Here is a 16,206-nt window from a genome sequence, read left to right on the forward strand (position 1 = left end):
GTCAGATCACCCAGTCGCCGGCCGTCGGATCGGCGGGTTTCAGTGTCAGGTCGGGGCGCACGGTCGGGCCGAGCGCGCGGATGCGGTCCTTGATATGCGCGGGGCGCGGCCCTTCGGGGGTCGCCTCGGCATCGACGATGTAGCCGCCGTTGACGCGCCGGGCGCCATCCTCGGCCGCGAGCACCGCCTCGCCATGCTCGCCGACGTCGGCGGCGTCCTCGACGTGGAGCGACCAGTCGCGCCCGGTCCACCAGATGACGGCGCCCGATTTCAGGTCGTTGCCGGTCAAGATTCGCATGCAATATCCTTCAGAGAGTTGGCGACGCCCGGCGCGCCGAGGCAGTCGAGCGCGTCGGCGCGCGCCGCGACCTTGCCGACGATGATCAGCGCCGGGCTGGCGACTTTCTCGCGCGCGACGAGATCGCCGAGATCGGTGAGCAAAGTACGGAGGACGCGGGCGTCGGCGGTGGTGCCGCGCTCGACCACCGCGACCGGCAGGCCGGGCGACACGCCGTCGGCGATCAGCTTGTCGGCGATGGCGCTCGCGGTCGCGAGGCCCATGTAGATGACGAGCGTGCGGCCATGACCCGCGAGCCCCGACCAATCCTGATCGGTCAGGTCCTTGCACTGGCCGGCGACGAAGCTGACCGCGCTCGCATCCTCGCGGTGGGTGAGGGGGAGGCCCGCCTGCGCGGCGCAGCCCGCGGCGGCGGTGATGCCGGGGACGACTTCGCACGCGACGCCCGCCGCGCGCGCCGCGTCGAGTTCCTCGCCGCCGCGTCCGAAGATGAACGGATCGCCGCCCTTCAGCCGCACGACCTGCTTGCCGGCGCGCGCTTCGCGAACGATCAGTTCGTTGATGAGGTCCTGCTTCATCGTGTGGCGGCTGCGCTGCTTGGCGACGCTGATCCGTTCGACATGCGGCGGGATCAGCGCGATCACGCCCTCGCCGACGAGCCCGTCATGGACGACGAGATCGGCACTCGCAAGCAGCCGCGCGGCGCGCAGCGTCAACAGGTCGGGATCACCGGGACCGGCGCCGACGAGCCACAGCTTGCCCGCAGAGGGAAGGTTCTTTTCCATGCAGGGTAGATGGCTTTGGGGCGCCCAAATCGCAAAGCAGGGTTTTTTGACGGCGGTGAAGCTAAAATTGCCCGTCGATTTCCATCATCCGTCATTGCGAGCGAAGCGAAGCAATCCAGAGCGGTTCTTGCCGCTCTGGATTGCTTCGCTTCGCTCGCAATGACGATCGACTAAAGATATTTCTTCGTCACCAGCTGCGACCCTTCCGGATCGCGCAGGCCAACTCCGATCGAGGCGCGCATCGCGTCGCTTTCGGCGCTCGCCACCGGATAGGCGCAATAGTCGGCGGCGTAAAAGGCGCTCGGCCGGTGGTTGCCCGACAGGCCGATGCCGCCAAAGGGGGCGGCCGACGACGCGCCGTTGGTCGGGCGGTTCCAGTTGATCACCCCCGCCCGGGCGTTGGCCCAGAATTGATCGTAAAGCTGCGGCGTGCCGCCGATCAGTGAGGCCGACAGGCCGAAGGCGGTATTGTTCGCCTCGGCGATCGCCGCCTCGAAGCTGTCGACGCGGATCACCTGAAGCAGCGGGCCGAACAGCTCGATATCGGGGCGTTCGGGCATCGCGGTCACGTCGATGATGCCGGGAGTCAGGAAGGGGCGGCCCTCGATCGGGCGCGACATATGGCGGATCACCTGACCGCCGTTGGACATCAGGATCAGGAAGCTTTCGGTCAGGCCGTCGGCCGCCTCATTGTCGATCACAGGCCCCATATAGGGGGCGGGATCGGCATGCGGATGATCGACGATCAGCCGGTTCGCGAGCGTCTTCACCTCGCCCAGCAGGCGGTCGGCGAGGCTGTCCTTGACGATCAGGCGTCGCGCGTTGCTGCACCGCTGTCCGGCGCTGAGGAACGCCGATTGGATCACCAGGATCGCGGCGGTCGCGATGTCGGCCGTGTCCCAGACGACGATCGGGTTGTTGCCGCCCATTTCGAGCGCGACGATCTTGCCCGGCTGGTCGGCGAACTGGCGATTGATCGCGATGCCGGTGCGCGCCGATCCGGTGAAGAGCAGCCCGTCGATGCCTTGATGGCCAGCAAGCGCCTTGCCGGTATCGGGACCGCCGATGACGAGGCGCAGCACCTCCTGCGGAACCCCGGCGCTGTGGAACAATTCGACGAGTTTCGCGCCGACCGCGGGAGTCTTTTCGGACGGCTTGAACACCACCGAATTGCCCGCGAGCAGCGCCGGCACGATATGGCCGTTCGGCAGGTGCGCGGGAAAATTATAGGGGCCGAGCACCGCCAGCGTGCCGTGCGGTTTGTGCCGCACCGCGTTGCGCAGCCCCATCGCGCCCTCGATACGGCGGTTGGGGGTGCGTTCGGCATAGGCCTTGATCGAAATATCGACCTTGTTCGCGACCGATTCGACCTCGGTCCGCGCTTCCCACAAGGGCTTGCCGGTCTCGCGCGCGATCAGGTCGGCGAGCGTGTCGGCTTCGGCCTTGACCCGGTCGGCGAAGCGGCGGAGCGTTTCGGAGCGGAAGGCGACGGCCTTTGCGGCCCATCCTGGCCAGGCGGCCCGTGCCGCCGCGACCTCCTGATCGACATCGCTGACCGCGCCGCGCCACAGCTCGTCGCCGGTCGCGGGCTCAAAGGAAATCAACTCTTCGCTCATGGTCTTGCGCCTCATATCGGCGAAAGCGGGTGGCGGCAACCGATCCGGCCCATTTCGGTGACGGATCGCTTGCGCCGCCCGCGCTGTTGGCGATAGACGGCGAAGATCACCAGCGGGCAGGGAATGAGGGGAAGCGGCAATTTCGGCACGGCAGGACATCAAGCGGGATTGGGACGATCATTATTGGTGGTCGTCCGATGGCGTCCGCCTGCACGCGCGCATCTATCCGGGCCCTGATGGAAGCGAGGGTGCGCCGCCGATCCTCTGCTTGCCCGGCCTCGCGCGCAATGCGCGCGATTTCGAGGGGCTGGCACCGCATATGGCCGCAAAGCGCCGCGTGATCGTCGCCGAATTCCGGGGCCGCGGCGAAAGCGCCTATGCCAAGGACCCGATGACCTATGTTCCGCTCACCTATGCGCAGGACATCATCGCCTTGTTCGACGAGATGAAGGTCGAGCGTTTCGCGACCGTCGGCACTTCGCTCGGCGGGCTGGTGTCGATGCTGCTCGCCGCGACGCAGCCGGGGCGGATCACCGGCGCAGTGCTCAACGATGTCGGGCCCGAACTCGAAACGGCGGGGCTCGAACGCATCCGCGACTATATCGGCGCAGGCGGAAGCCAGCCGACCTGGATTCATGCGGCGCGCGCCTATGCCGAACTCAACGCCGCCGTCTATCCCGCCTATGGCATCGAAGACTGGCTGCGGGTCACCAAGCGGACGCACCGGCTGACGCCCGAGGGGCGGATCGTCACCGACTATGACAAGCAGATCGCGGCGCCGCTCCGCGTCCCGAACGGGGGCGATGCCGCCCCCGATCTCTGGCCCGTCTATCGTGCGCTCGGCGATGTGCCGGTGCTGATCCTGCGCGGTGCCTTGTCCGACATATTGTCGGCGGCGGCCGGCGCGAAGATGGTCGATGGCCTGCCGCACGCCCGCCTCGTCGAGGTTCCGGGCGTCGGCCATGCCCCGACGATGGACGAGGCCGGCGCGCGCGCCGCGATCGACGCCTGGATCGCGGAGCTTCCCGCGGCGTGAGCGACGCGGAACCCGAGGCACCCTGGCCGGTCCGCATCTTGCACCTTCATTCGAGCTTTTCGCTCGGCGGGAAGGAGGCACGCGCGGTGCGGCTGATGAACCTGATGGGGGACCGGGCGCATCACACGATCCTGTCGGCGATGCCCGAAGCGCTCGGCGCCCGCGAAGCGATCGACCCCGCGATCCGCGTCGATTTCCCCGGCGATGCGCCGCCACTGTACGGCAAGCCATCGCTGCCGCGTTACCGCGCGCTCGCCCGCTATATGCTCAATTTCGAGCTGGTGCTGAGCTATAATTGGGGGGCGATGGACGGGGTGATGGCGCACCGGCTCCATCGGCGCGGGCTGCCCAGCCTCATCCATCACGAGGACGGCTTCAACGAGGACGAGAGCGTCCGGCGCAACTGGAAACGCAATCTCTTCCGCCGCGCCGCGCTGAAGCATGCGCTCGGCGTCGTGGTGCCCTCGACCTCGCTCCAGCGCATCGCGGCCGGGGAGTGGCGGGCGGACCCTGTTCACCTCATCCGCAACGGCATCGACGTCGCGGCCTATGGCCACGCTCGCGCCACCCCGATCCCCGGCTTCGAGCGGCGCGAGGGCGAGGTCGTGATCGGCACCGTCGCGGGGCTGCGCAAGGTCAAGGACCTGCCGCGCCTCGTCCGCGCGGTCGCGGCGCTGCCGGCCAACGCCCGGCTCGTGATCGTCGGCGAGGGGCCGGAGCGCGAGGCGATTGCCGCCGAGGCCGCGGCCTGCGGCATGGCGGACCGTCTTGTCCTCCCCGGCTTCATGGCCGGGCCCGCGCGCTGGATCGGCCATTTCGACCTGCTCGCGCTGTCGTCGCGCAGCGAGCAGATGCCGATCGCTGTCGTCGAGGCGATGGCGGCGGGACTTCCGGTCGTCAGCCCCGATGTCGGCGATGTCGCGGCGATGGTGTCCGATGCGAACCGGCGCTTCGTCGCGAGCGACGAGGCGGCCTTCCGCGCGGCGCTCGCCGAGCTTGCAGGCAACCCTGCGCTGCGCACCGAAATCGGCGCCGCGAACCGCCGGGTAGCCGCCGAACGCTTCGACGAATCAACGATGGTCGGAGCCTATGAAAAGCTCTATGCTCGCGGGCTTGGTGGGTATGGCCCGTTCAGCGGCCGCTGGATCGGCATCGATTGACAAAAGCCGCCGTTTTCCGCTTACGGAAAGGGCAACAGGGGGCCGCGGGCATGTACGCCGGCGGTGGAGAGAAAGAGGTCCATAGTGTTCAAAGGTTTGAAGCCCATCCTTTACGGCGGTCGTGAAGTCTGGCCGCTCGTCGAGGGAGGCAAGGGGGTTTCGGCGACCAACCATATGTCGAGCGGCGCCTGGGCCGCGGCGGGCGGGATCGGCACCGTGTCGGCGGTCAACGCCGACAGCTATGACGCCGAAGGCAAGATCATTCCCCAAATCTATCGCGCGCTGACCCGCAAGGAACGCCATGAGGAGCTGATCCAGTACGCGATCGACGGCGCGGTCGAGCAGGTCAGGCGCGCTTACGACATTGCGAGCGGCAAGGGCGCGATCAATATCAACGTCCTGTGGGAAATGGGTGGCGCGCAGCAGGTGCTCGAAGGCGTGCTCGAAAAGACGCGCGGGCTCGTCACCGGCGTGACCTGCGGCGCGGGGATGCCCTACAAGCTCAGCGAGATCGCGGCGAAACACAACGTCAACTATCTCCCGATCATCTCTTCGGCGCGCGCCTTCCGCGCGCTGTGGAAGCGCGCCTATCACAAGGTCGCCGATCTGATGGCGGCGGTGGTTTACGAGGACCCGTGGCTCGCGGGCGGGCACAACGGCCTGTCGAACGCCGAGGACCCGCTGAAGCCCGAGGACCCCTATCCGCGCGTCAAGGCGCTGCGCGACACGATGCGGGCCGAGGGCATTTCGGACGAGGTGCCGATCGTGATGGCGGGCGGCGTCTGGTACTTGCGCGACTGGGAGCATTGGATCGACAATCCCGAGCTCGGCCAGATCGTCTTCCAGTACGGCACGCGCCCGCTGCTGACCGAGGAAAGCCCGATCCCGCAGGAGTGGAAGGACCGCCTCCGCACCCTCGACGAGGGCGACGTGCTGCTCCACCGCTTCTCGCCGACCGGCTTTTATTCCAGCGCGGTGCGCAACCCCTTCCTGCGCGATCTCGAGGCACGCTCGGAGCGTCAGATTCCCTACTCGAAGCAGGAAGCGGGCGACCATGTCGCGCAGCTCGACGCGGGCGTGAAGGGGCGGAATTTCTGGGTGACGCCGCACGACCGCGACCGCGCGCGCGATTGGGTTGCCGAAGGCTATACCACTGCGCTCAAGACGCCGGACAATACGGTCGTCTATGTGACCGAAAGCGACAAGGCGATCATCCGCAAGGATCAGGCCGACTGCATGGGCTGCCTGTCGCACTGCGGATTCTCGGCGTGGAAGGACCATGACGATTACACCACCGGCTACCTCGCCGACCCGCGCAGCTTCTGCATCCAGAAGACGCTGCAGGACATCGCGCACGGCGGCGACGTCGAACAGAATCTGATGTTCGCGGGCCACGCCGCGTTCAACTTCAAGACCGACCCCTTCTATTCGAACAACTTCACCCCGACGGTGAAGCAGCTGGTCGACCGGATTCTGACGGGGGATTAAATACACTTCGTCATTGCGAGCGCAGCGAAGCAATCCAGGGCGGTTTACGCTGCTCTGGATTGCTTCGCTGCGCTCGCAATGACGAGGTTTTTGGGGGTAGAGGCCATGCGCGAGCGTCAGCCGGCGGTCTATATCATGGCGAGCCGGCGCAACGGGACGCTATACACCGGCGTGACTTCAAATCTGATCCAGCGCATGTGGCAGCATAGAGAAGGGCTGGGTGGGTTCTCCACGCGCTACGATTGCAAGATACTCGTCTGGTTCGAAATGCACGCGACGATGGAAACAGCGATTGTAAGGGAAAAGCAGATCAAGGCTGGCAGTCGCGCAAAGAAACTCGCGCTGATCGAGGCGGAAAATCCGCTCTGGCGCGATCTGTGGCCCGACATTCTCGACGGCAGTGAATGACACTCTGGATTGCTTCGTCGCTGCGCTCCTCGCAATGACGAAGCTCTCATATGCACTGTCATTGTGAGTAAAGCGAAGCAATCCAGAGCGGCCCAGCGCAATGTCAGCGATTCAGGCCCACCCCTCCAGCACCTGATCGGGCGGCCGATGCCCGTCGCACCAGGCGCGGATGTTCGCGATGACCTTTTCGCCCGATGCCTCGCGCCCCTCGATCGTCGCCGAGGCGAGGTGGGGGAGCAGCACCGCATTGTCGAGCGCGAGCAGGTCGGGATCGACGACGGGTTCCTGCGCATAGACGTCGAGCCCGGCGCCCGCGATACGCCGGCTCTTGAGCGCGGCGATCAGCGCCTTTTCGTCGACGATCTCGCCGCGCGCGGTGTTGATCAGATAGGCAGTCGGCTTCATCGCCGCGATGCGCGCGGCGTTCACCAGTTCGTGCGTCTCCGACGTGTGCGGGCAGTGGATCGAGACGATGTCGCTGATCCTGAGCAGCGTGTCGACGCTGGCGTGATAGCTCGCGCCCAGTTCTTCCTCGATCGCGGCCGGCAGGCGGCGGCGGTTGTGGTAGTGGATCGACAGGCCGAAGGCGCGCGCGCGCTGCGCGACCGCCAGCCCGATGCGGCCCATGCCGATGATGCCGAGCAGCTTGCCGCCGACGCGGTGGCCCAGCATCGTGCTGGGGGCCCAACCCTGCCACTTGCCCGACCGCATTAGCTTCTCGCCCTCGGCCAGGCGGCGCGGCACCGACAGGATCAGCGCCATCGTCATGTCGGCGGTGTCCTCGGTGAAGACACCCGGCGTATTCGCGACCATGATGCCCTTCGCGCGCGCGGCGGACAGGTCGATATGATCGACCCCGGCGCCGAAATTGGCGATCAGCTTCAGCCGTTCGCCCGCGGCGTCGATGATCTCGGCGTCGATCTCGTCGGTCACCGTCGGCACCAGCACGTCGCAGTCGGCAACCGCGGCTTTCAGCTCGTCGCGGCTATAGGCGTGATCGTGGGCCGACAGAGCGACGTCGAACAATTCGGCCATGCGCGCCTCGACATGCGGCATCAGCTGGCGGGTGACGATGACGCGCGGGCGTTTCGGGCGGGATGAATCGGGCATGGCCGCGGGTAGAGCGCGCGCGGGCGCGGGGGTCAAGAGGGGCGCGGCGGAAAAAGTCCGGGGATGAATGCAGCCTTTTCCGCGGCGAGCGGTTGAAATGCGATCCCGAGTTTGACAAGGCAGAGCGATGACCAGCCGCCAGATCTTAGCCGCAGCCGCGCTGCTCGCCGCCGTGGGGCCGGCCGCCGCGCAGTCCGACGTAGAATTGCCCTATTGGGCGTCGATCAGCGTCGACGAGGCGCGGATGCGCAAGGGGCCGTCTCCAGACGTTCCCGTCACGTGGGAATATCGGCGCAAGGATCTGCCGGTCAGGGTGATCGCGCGCTTCGAGACGTGGCGCAAGATCGAGGACCCCGACGGGACACAGGGCTGGATGGCGGCGCGCCTGCTCAGCCGGACGCGCACCGCGATCGTCACCGGCGGCATCCGCCCGATGCGCGAGGCGCCGAATGTCTCGGCCGCGGTCGCCTATCGCGCCGAGCCCGGCGTCGTCGGACGCATCACCGACTGCAAGGAGGGCTGGTGCCGGCTCGATGTCGGCGGCCGCAAGGGCTGGATCGAAGTGGACCATATCTGGGGCGACTGAGCGCGGGCGGCGTGGGGCGCGACCGATCGGAGCCGCCATTAATCGAATCTTATGCGCGCGCCGCTAACAGGCGGCCATGCGCGCATCCTCCCATCGTGAACCGGAATCGCAGGGTTTCGACGATGCATCCTGGCTGCTCGTCGGGCTCTGTCTGCTGTTCCTGATCCTTTTCCAGCTTGCCGCGCCTTTCGCCTTTGCGGCGAGCGGCTTTGCCGGGCCGGCCGCGATGATCGGCATGCTGTGGGCCGCCAGCCGCTTCTATACCCGCTATCGCGTGCGGCCGGCCTTTGCGGCGCTGATCACGTCGGCGATGCTGATCATCCTCTTCTCGATCGCCGGCGGGATTCTGAGCTATCTGGTGGCCGCGCATGGCGGGGCGCTCTGGGATGCACGCCTCGAGCGCTGGGACCGGGCCCTCGGCTTCGACTGGCTCGGCTATGCGCGCTGGGTCAACGGCCATCCGGCGCTCGCGACCCTCTATCGCTGGGCCTATGTCACCATGACGCCGCAGCTTCTGGTGCTGGTGCTCGTGCTGACCGCCACGAACCGGCTGCGCGAGATGCGGGTCGCGATATGCGCCGCGATCCTGGCGGGATTGGCGGCCGTGCTGCTTTCGGGTCTGACCCCGGCGGTCGGCAATTATATCCACCTGCATCTGGGTCCCGGCGATCTGCCGAACCTTCAATCGGCGGCAGCCGCAACTTTCGCACAATATGTCGATTTCTCGGGCGCGCGCGATGGTAGCCTGCGCCTGATCGAACTGGCGAAGCTTGAAGGTATCATCGTCTTTCCCAGTTATCACTCAGCCCTCGGCGCGATCTTCATCTGGGGGTTTGCGCAGATGGGCCGCGTAGGGTGGCCCGGCATGCTATGGGCGAGCCTGATGCTGATGGCAACGCCGGTCTACGGCGGGCATTATCTGGTCGACGTCCTTGCGGGAATCTCGCTTGCTTCGGCGGCAATCGCCGCGGCCGGCCGGCTGGTGCGCCGCCCGTGGCTTGGGTCGATCGCGAAGATTTTCCGCGGCAAGGCTTCGCTGCCCGTTCCTTCGACTCTTCCAGCCTGATCATCGAAAAGGGCCGGACGCGAACGCCCGGCCCTTCGTCCGCCCGCGCCGGTTAGCGCCAGCGGAACTCGTTGCGGTAGACCTTCACCACCTTGCCGGTCCGCGTGTTGACCAGCAGCAGGTCGTTATAGTGGCGGACATAGGTCAGGCCGCGGCCCGCGCGGGGCACGCCCCAGCGGCTGTCCCAGGTCGGACGATAGGCCGGGGCATAATAGTTGGGGCGCAGCGTCGAACCGACGCGGAACTGCTGATAGCGGAAGGGCGCGCGATAATTCTGGTAGCGCGCGTCGCGGCGCCAGTCGCGGACGTCCTCGCGATATTCGCGCTTGGAATCGCGCACGTCCTTGCGGGCATCGCGGACGTCGCGGTGGTCGCCATAGCGCTGCGCATTACGCAGGTCGCGCTGGTCCTGGCGGATGTCCTGACGGTCGCGGCGGAGTTCGCTCGTCTGGGCCTGCGCCGCAGCCGGGACCATCATCGCGGCGATCAGGCCGGCGGTGAGAAATTTGATCTTCTTCATGGTGCCATTCCTTTGCACGTCAGGGGGAGGGGATCTGCCCGATGACTGGGAATGGTCTAGACCCGCCGGTTTGAACCGAAGCGGAATGCGGCGTTTATTTTCAGGTCATTAGTGTCGCAATTTGTCGCGGGATTGCGATGGGACGGCGGGAGGAAGCGGTCAACCCATGCAACCTTTTACCTCGTCATTGCGAGGACCCCGGACTTGATCCGGGGGGCGCGGCAATCCAGAGCCCGTGTAAACCGCCCTGCATTGCTTCCTCCGGCTTTCGCCGGGGTCGCAATGACGGAGTTTATGGCAGGATCAGACCAGCTCGACCGCAACCGCCGTCGCTTCGCCGCCGCCGATGCAGAGGCTGGCGATGCCGCGCGTCTTGCCGTGGCGCTGGAGCGCCGCGATCAGCGTCGTGATGATCCGCGTGCCGCTGGCGCCGATCGGGTGGCCGAGCGCGGTCGCGCCGCCGTGGACGTTGATCTTGTCGTGCGGGATGCCGAGGTCGTGCATCGCGAACATCGCGACGCAGGCGAAGGCCTCGTTGACCTCGAACAGATCGACGTCGCCGATCGACCAGCCGGCCTTCGCCAGTACCTTGTTGATCGCGCCGACCGGAGCGACGGTGAAGTCCTTCGGCTCCTGCGCGTGCGCGGCGTGCGCGACGAGCTTCGCGACCGGCTTGGCGCCCTTGGCGTCGGCGACCGACTGGCGCGTCAGCACGACCGCGGCGGCGCCGTCCGAAATCGACGAGCTGGTCGCGGCGGTGATTGTCCCGTCCTTGGCGAAGGCGGGGCGCAGCGTGGGGATCTTGTCGGGATTGCCCTTGCCGGGCGCTTCGTCGGTATCGACGACGACTTCGCCCTTGCGCGTCGCCAGCGTTACCGGGGCGATCTCCGCCGCGAAGGCGCCGCCCGCGACCGCGGCCTGCGCGCGCTTCAGCGATTCGATCGCATAATCGTCCTGCGCCTGCCGGCTGAGCTGATAGGCGTCGGCGGTATCCTGCGCGAAGGTGCCCATCGCGCGGCCCGCTTCATAGGCGTCTTCCAGCCCATCGAGGAACATATGGTCATAGGCGGTGTCGTGCCCGATGCGCGCGCCCGAACGATGCTTCTTGAGCAGATAGGGGGCGTTGGTCATCGACTCCATGCCGCCCGCGACGACAAGGTCGATGCTGCCCGCGGCGAGCGCTTCGGCGCCCATGATGACGGTCTGCATGCCCGATCCGCATACCTTGTTGACGGTCGTCGCCTGCACCGACTTGGGCAGCCCCGCCTTGATTGCGGCCTGCCGCGCCGGCGCCTGGCCGAGCCCCGCGGGCAGCACGCAGCCCATATAGATGCGCTCGATGTCGTCGCCCTTGATCCCCGCGCGCTCGACCGCCGCCTTGACCGCGGTGGCGCCGAGATCGGTCGCGCTTGCGTCCGACAGCACGCCCTGCATGCCGCCCATCGGGGTGCGGGCATAGGAAAGGAAGACGACGGGATCGGTGGCGGTCATGGCGGAAGACTCCGTAAGGAAAAATGGTTCGGTGGACGGGTTAGCGGAAATGCTGCAACTGCGAAAGGGGGCGGAGCATTTCAAGGGTCGCGTGCCATGCAGGGCGGTGTCTGCATAGGGTTTGCCCTGACATGACCTTTCTCTGGCCGCCGCTCCATAAATGCGAAATTATTGCGCTTGCGTTGCAATAGCGCCAAATCTATGTCGCCCTCGTCCTTGAGGAGCAGATAGATGAAACTGACGCGATTGCTGATCACCACCACCGTGTCGGCACTGGCGATCGCGCCGGCCTTCGCTGCGGAAGCAGACGGGGGAGAGGATCGGGGCTCTTCGCGCAGCGAGATCATCGTCACCGCTGCGAAATCCCGGGAATCGGCCCTCAATGAAAGCGCGTCCGCCACCGGGCTCGATCTGTCGCTTCGCGAGACGCCGCAATCGGTGACGGTGGTCGACCGCGAGCGGATCGACGATTTCGCGCTGACCAACGTCAACGATCTGCTCGAACAGGCGGTCGGCATCACCGTGCAGCGGAACGAGACCGATCGCACCGACTTCACCGCACGCGGCTTCGCCGTCACCAATTTGCAAGTCGACGGGATCGGCCTGCCGCTGCTCGGCGCGATCGATGGCGATCTCGACACCATCCTGTATGAACGCGTCGAGATCGTGCGCGGCGCAAACGCGATCATGACCGGCGTCGGCAATCCTTCGGCGACGGTCAATTATCTTCGCAAGCGTCCGACCCGCAAGCTGCAGGCCAACGCTTCGGCCTATGCCGGGTCTTTCGAAAACTGGCGGGTCGAAGGCGATGTTTCGGGTCCGGTCAACGCGTCGGGCACGCTGCGGGCGCGCCTGATCGGGGCACATGAGGAGCGCGATTCCTATCTCGATTACAACAAGGTCAACCGCGACGTCGTGGCGGCCCTCGTTGCCTGGGACCTCACCCCGGCGCTGACAGCCACCGTCGGCTATTCGCGGCAGGACAATCGCGCCGACGGGATTATCTGGGGCGCCTTGCCGCTGGTCTTCAGCGACGGCAGCCGTATTCCCTATCCTCGCTCCGCCTCGACCGCCGCGCCATGGACCTATGCGAACGTCGTCAATCAGAGCGCCTTTGCGGAATTGGCCTACCGGCTCGGTGGCGACTGGTCGCTGCGCGGGGTCTTCACCTATAACGATCAGAAGACCAACGCGCGGCGGCTCTATGCTTATGGTACGCCCGACCCCGACACGGGGCTCGGCGTAGTCGGTGTCAGCGGTATCTATCCCTCGCGGAACAGGCAATATCTGCTCGATGGCTATGCTTCGGGCAGCGTCAATCTGTTCGGCCGGCAGCACCAGCTCGCCTTCGGCGTTTCCACGGGCTGGCTGCGCAGCACCGAGGCTGAAGCCTTTTCGGACGCGGAGATCGACTATGGCGATATCCGCCAGCTTTCCAGCTTCTTTCCCCCGTTGCCCGATTATCCCGATGTCGAGGTTCAGGGGCATGAGCGCGACCGGCTGACGCGCGTCTATGGCGCGATTCACCTCAATTTCACCGACCGGCTGAAAGGCGTGGCGGGGGTTTCCGCGGTGTGGCTGAAGACGTCGGGCGATTCCTATGGCTCGGATCTGGCCCGCAACAACCATAAGATCAGCCCCTATGCCGGCCTGCTGTTCGACATCACCAGCAACCTGACGCTCTATACCAGCTATACCGACATCTATGCGCCGCAGAACCAGGTCGATGTCACCAACCGCCGGCTCGATCCCGCGAAGGGTACGAGCATCGAGGCGGGCATCAAAGGCAGCTGGCTCGACGACCGGCTCTATGCCTCGGCCGCGGTCTTCCGTGCGAAGCAGCGCGGCCTGGCGAGCTATGTCGGAACCTTCGATCCCGACGACGGCCTCGGCGGTCCGACCGGCGTGGATTATTATGAAGGCCAGGACACGACCGCCAAGGGGTTCGAGGTTGAGGTTTCGGGCCGCGTCGCCGACCGCTGGCTGCTGAGCGGCGGTTTCACCCACCTCAAGATCCGCGACGATCTGGGCCAGCCCGCGCGGACCTTCATCCCGCGCAATTCCTTCAAGCTCGCCGCCACCTACCAGGTTCCGGAGTGGCGCGACCTGAAGCTCGGCGCCCAATTCCGCTATCAGGGGAAGATCAGCGGCACCGACGACAGCGGCGGGCTTCCGATCAGCCAGAAGGCCTACGCGCTGCTCGACCTGCTGGCGGGCATCCGGCTCGCCGATCATGTCGAGGCGACGGTGAATGTCCGCAATGTGACCAACCGGAAATATCTGAACTCGCTCGAATGGGGACAGGCCTATTATGCCGCGCCGCGGAGCGTCATCGGGACGATCCGCTTCGAATATTAGGGCGACGGGCCGCGCAGCAGGTTTCATCTTGCAACCCGCTGCGCGGCGTGATCAAACAGCGCCCGCAATTCATAGGGGAGACGGGTCATGGCCACCGCCATCAAGCAGGACATCGCCGGCGAAACGGCGCGCATGCACGAGGTGCTCGCGGCGCAGCGGGCGAGCTTCACCGCCGCGATGCCCGAAAGCCTCGCGGTGCGCACCGACCGGCTCGACCGCGCGATCGCGCTGCTCGTCGATCATGCCGAGGATTTCGCCAAGGCGGTGAGCGAGGATTTCGGGCACCGCAGCCGCGACCAGACGCTGATGACTGACATCATGCCGTCGGTCAGCGCGCTCAAACATGCGAAAAAGCATATGGCGAGCTGGTCGAAGGGCGAGAAGCGCAAGCCCACCTTTCCGCTCGGCCTGCTCGGCGCGAAGGCCGAGGTCGTCTATCAGCCGAAGGGCGTCGTCGGCGTCGTCGCGCCGTGGAATTTCCCGGTGGGCATGGTGTTCGTGCCGATGGCGGGCATCCTCGCCGCGGGCAACCGCGCGATGATCAAGCCCAGCGAGTTCACCGAAAATGTCTCGGCGCTGATGGCGCGGCTCGTTCCCGACTATTTCGACGAGAGCGAAATGGCGGTGTTCACCGGCGACGCCGAGGTGGGCATCGCCTTCTCGAAGCTCGCCTTCGACCATTTGATCTTCACCGGCGCGACAGGCGTCGGCAAGCATATCATGCGCGCCGCCGCCGATAATCTCGTTCCCGTGACGCTCGAACTGGGCGGCAAGTCGCCGACCTTCATCGGGCGCAGCGCCAACAAGGATCTCGTCGGCCAGCGCGTCGCGCTCGGCAAGATGATGAACGCGGGGCAGATCTGCCTCGCGCCCGATTATCTGCTTGTCGCCGAGGATCAGGAAGGCGAGGTGATCGACAGCGTCAGCAAGGGCGTCGCGGCGCTCTATCCGACGCTGCTCAAGAACGACGACTATACGTCGGTCGTGAACGGGCGGAATTTCGACCGGCTGCAATCTTATCTGGCCGACGCCCGCGAAAAGGGCGCCGAGGTGATCGAGGTCAATCCGGCGGGCGAGGATTTCGCGAGCGCCAACGGCCACAAGATGCCGCTTCATATCGTTCGCGGCGCGACCGACGAGATGAAGGTGATGCAGGAGGAAATCTTCGGCCCGATCCTGCCGGTGAAGACTTACAAGACGATCGACGAAGCGATCGACTATGTGAACGACCACGACCGTCCGCTCGGCCTCTATTATTTCGGGCAGGACAAGAGCGAGGAGGAGCGCGTGCTGACGCGCACCATCTCCGGCGGGGTCACGGTCAACGACGTATTGTTCCACAATGCGATGGAGGATCTGCCCTTCGGCGGTGTCGGGCCGTCGGGAATGGGCAATTACCACGGGGTCGATGGCTTCCGAACCTTCAGCCACCCGCGCGCCGTCTACCGCCAGCCCAAACTCGACGTCGCGGGGCTCGCGGGCTTCAAGCCGCCCTATGGCAAGGCGACCGCCAAGACGCTGGCGAAGGAACTCAAGAAATAGCGTGGCAAGGGCAGGGGCGGCGCATCGCGGCGATGCCGGGTGCGGTCTCTGTGCGCGAATTTCGCGTTTCGGTGCTTGCGAGCCTTTGACCGGCGCCACGGGCGCATAAATCCCTGAAACCCAGGAAAGGCCGAGCGCCCGACAGGGGAGCCCGGCCTTTCTCCATCGGTATATGGTTCCGGCGAAGCGGCCTATTGGCCCGTGCGACCGGCGGGGCCGAAACGCTTGCGGAAATCGGTCAGTTCGATCGAGAAATCGTCCATCCCGTGATAGGCCTCGTCGCTGAGCTGCGGCTGCTCGTGCTCCTTGTACCAGGCCGCATATCCGGGCGTATCGACGCTGAGCTTCTTGTAGTGTGTGGAATAGGTGCGAACCTTGATGGCGGGAACCTCGCCCGACATGTCGAAGGTCATCAGCCGCATCCAGCCGTCGCCGATCCCAACCGGCCAGTCCGACCTGACGCCGGCGTCCTTCGCCGTCTGTCCCGAGCTGGCAGCGGTAACCCAAAGCTATGGAGCGGAGGAACAGGAATATTATATGCGCGAATTGCGCCGCCTGGCGACTGCTGCCGATGAGCGAGCCCTGGCCTTCGCGTGCGATACGCTGATCGGCGCCGTCATCTATCACGTCACCTTCAGGGGACGGCCGCTGGAGGCCGGCGACATCGAGCATTTGGTCGAGGGTGCGATCGGCTCGTTGGCAGAGTGAGTCTGTACGGTCGCCCGATCGTTCGCTCGGCCCA

16 protein-coding genes are annotated in these 16,206 nt (G+C 66.0%); 9 read left to right on the forward strand and 7 right to left on the reverse strand.

Annotation, left to right across the window (positions count from 1 at the left end):
• Position 1: 1 nt before the first annotated feature.
• From ACE3SL_RS10980 to astD, 3 genes are all read right to left on the reverse strand, one after another.
• Positions 2-298, reverse strand: a complete 297-nt coding sequence (locus ACE3SL_RS10980) for a DUF2849 domain-containing protein (RefSeq protein ID WP_374525778.1) — start codon at positions 296-298, stop codon at positions 2-4.
• Positions 286-1,083 (reverse strand): uroporphyrinogen-III C-methyltransferase, encoded by a 798-nt coding sequence (cobA, locus tag ACE3SL_RS10985; protein WP_374525779.1) that lies wholly within the window; start codon positions 1,081-1,083, stop codon positions 286-288. Before cobA ends, ACE3SL_RS10980 begins: the two co-directional genes overlap by 13 nt.
• Before the next feature lie 170 nt (positions 1,084-1,253).
• Entirely contained in the window at positions 1,254-2,699 is a 1,446-nt protein-coding gene (astD, locus tag ACE3SL_RS10990) for a succinylglutamate-semialdehyde dehydrogenase (protein WP_374525905.1), read from the reverse strand.
• 139 nt (positions 2,700-2,838) lie between these two features.
• Here astD and ACE3SL_RS10995 point away from each other — a divergent pair, with 139 nt between their 5' ends.
• The 4 genes from ACE3SL_RS10995 (at position 2,839) to ACE3SL_RS11010 (ending at position 6,791) form a co-directional block, all read left to right on the forward strand.
• Positions 2,839-3,735 (forward strand): alpha/beta fold hydrolase, encoded by an 897-nt coding sequence (locus tag ACE3SL_RS10995; protein WP_374525906.1) that lies wholly within the window; start codon positions 2,839-2,841, stop codon positions 3,733-3,735.
• Positions 3,732-4,895: a glycosyltransferase family 4 protein gene (locus tag ACE3SL_RS11000; protein ID WP_374525780.1), complete on the forward strand. Its 1,164-nt coding sequence runs from the start codon at positions 3,732-3,734 to the stop codon at positions 4,893-4,895. The genes ACE3SL_RS10995 and ACE3SL_RS11000 overlap by 4 nt, the downstream gene beginning before the upstream one ends.
• Positions 4,896-4,979: 84 nt before the next feature.
• Positions 4,980-6,383, forward strand: coding sequence for an NAD(P)H-dependent flavin oxidoreductase (locus tag ACE3SL_RS11005; RefSeq protein WP_374525781.1), 1,404 nt, complete (start codon positions 4,980-4,982; stop codon positions 6,381-6,383).
• 105 nt (positions 6,384-6,488) lie between these two features.
• A complete protein-coding gene (locus tag ACE3SL_RS11010) occupies positions 6,489-6,791 on the forward strand; it encodes a GIY-YIG nuclease family protein (protein WP_374525782.1) in 303 nt (100 codons plus the stop codon).
• A 111-nt stretch (positions 6,792-6,902) separates the two neighbouring features.
• On the opposite strand, the gene ACE3SL_RS11015 is transcribed toward ACE3SL_RS11010, so the two are convergent.
• Entirely contained in the window at positions 6,903-7,901 is a 999-nt protein-coding gene (locus ACE3SL_RS11015; protein WP_374525783.1) for a 2-hydroxyacid dehydrogenase, read from the reverse strand.
• A gap of 127 nt (positions 7,902-8,028) precedes the next feature.
• Between ACE3SL_RS11015 and ACE3SL_RS11020 the strand changes: the two genes are divergently transcribed.
• Together ACE3SL_RS11020 and ACE3SL_RS11025 are read left to right on the forward strand one after the other, a co-directional pair.
• Positions 8,029-8,487 (forward strand): SH3 domain-containing protein, encoded by a 459-nt coding sequence (locus tag ACE3SL_RS11020; RefSeq protein ID WP_374525784.1) that lies wholly within the window; start codon positions 8,029-8,031, stop codon positions 8,485-8,487.
• A gap of 76 nt (positions 8,488-8,563) precedes the next feature.
• Positions 8,564-9,553, forward strand: a complete 990-nt coding sequence (locus ACE3SL_RS11025) for a phosphatase PAP2 family protein (RefSeq protein WP_374525785.1) — start codon at positions 8,564-8,566, stop codon at positions 9,551-9,553.
• A gap of 52 nt (positions 9,554-9,605) precedes the next feature.
• Here ACE3SL_RS11025 and ACE3SL_RS11030 read toward each other — a convergent pair whose 3' ends face one another.
• Together ACE3SL_RS11030 and ACE3SL_RS11035 are read right to left on the reverse strand one after the other, a co-directional pair.
• Complete coding sequence (locus tag ACE3SL_RS11030; RefSeq protein ID WP_374525786.1) at positions 9,606-10,073, reverse strand: RcnB family protein; 468 nt, start codon at positions 10,071-10,073, stop codon at positions 9,606-9,608.
• Positions 10,074-10,376: 303 nt separating this feature from the next.
• Complete coding sequence (locus tag ACE3SL_RS11035; RefSeq protein ID WP_374525787.1) at positions 10,377-11,564, reverse strand: acetyl-CoA C-acyltransferase; 1,188 nt, start codon at positions 11,562-11,564, stop codon at positions 10,377-10,379.
• Positions 11,565-11,795: 231 nt separating this feature from the next.
• Here ACE3SL_RS11035 and ACE3SL_RS11040 point away from each other — a divergent pair, with 231 nt between their 5' ends.
• Together ACE3SL_RS11040 and ACE3SL_RS11045 are read left to right on the forward strand one after the other, a co-directional pair.
• Positions 11,796-13,922, forward strand: a complete 2,127-nt coding sequence (locus ACE3SL_RS11040) for a TonB-dependent siderophore receptor (RefSeq protein ID WP_374525788.1) — start codon at positions 11,796-11,798, stop codon at positions 13,920-13,922.
• A gap of 87 nt (positions 13,923-14,009) precedes the next feature.
• Positions 14,010-15,464 (forward strand): coniferyl aldehyde dehydrogenase, encoded by a 1,455-nt coding sequence (locus ACE3SL_RS11045; RefSeq protein WP_374525789.1) that lies wholly within the window; start codon positions 14,010-14,012, stop codon positions 15,462-15,464.
• 191 nt (positions 15,465-15,655) lie between these two features.
• Here ACE3SL_RS11045 and ACE3SL_RS11050 read toward each other — a convergent pair whose 3' ends face one another.
• Positions 15,656-15,877, reverse strand: coding sequence for a hypothetical protein (locus tag ACE3SL_RS11050; protein WP_374525790.1), 222 nt, complete (start codon positions 15,875-15,877; stop codon positions 15,656-15,658).
• On the opposite strand from ACE3SL_RS11050, the gene ACE3SL_RS11055 reads away from it, so the two are divergent.
• Positions 15,864-16,172 (forward strand): hypothetical protein, encoded by a 309-nt coding sequence (locus ACE3SL_RS11055; protein ID WP_374525791.1) that lies wholly within the window; start codon positions 15,864-15,866, stop codon positions 16,170-16,172. The two genes, ACE3SL_RS11050 and ACE3SL_RS11055, sit on opposite strands and share 14 nt — an antisense overlap.
• The last annotated feature ends 34 nt before the right edge of the window (positions 16,173-16,206 follow it).

This window comes from Sphingopyxis sp. (assembly GCF_041916015.1).
Classification (GTDB): domain Bacteria; phylum Pseudomonadota; class Alphaproteobacteria; order Sphingomonadales; family Sphingomonadaceae; genus Sphingopyxis.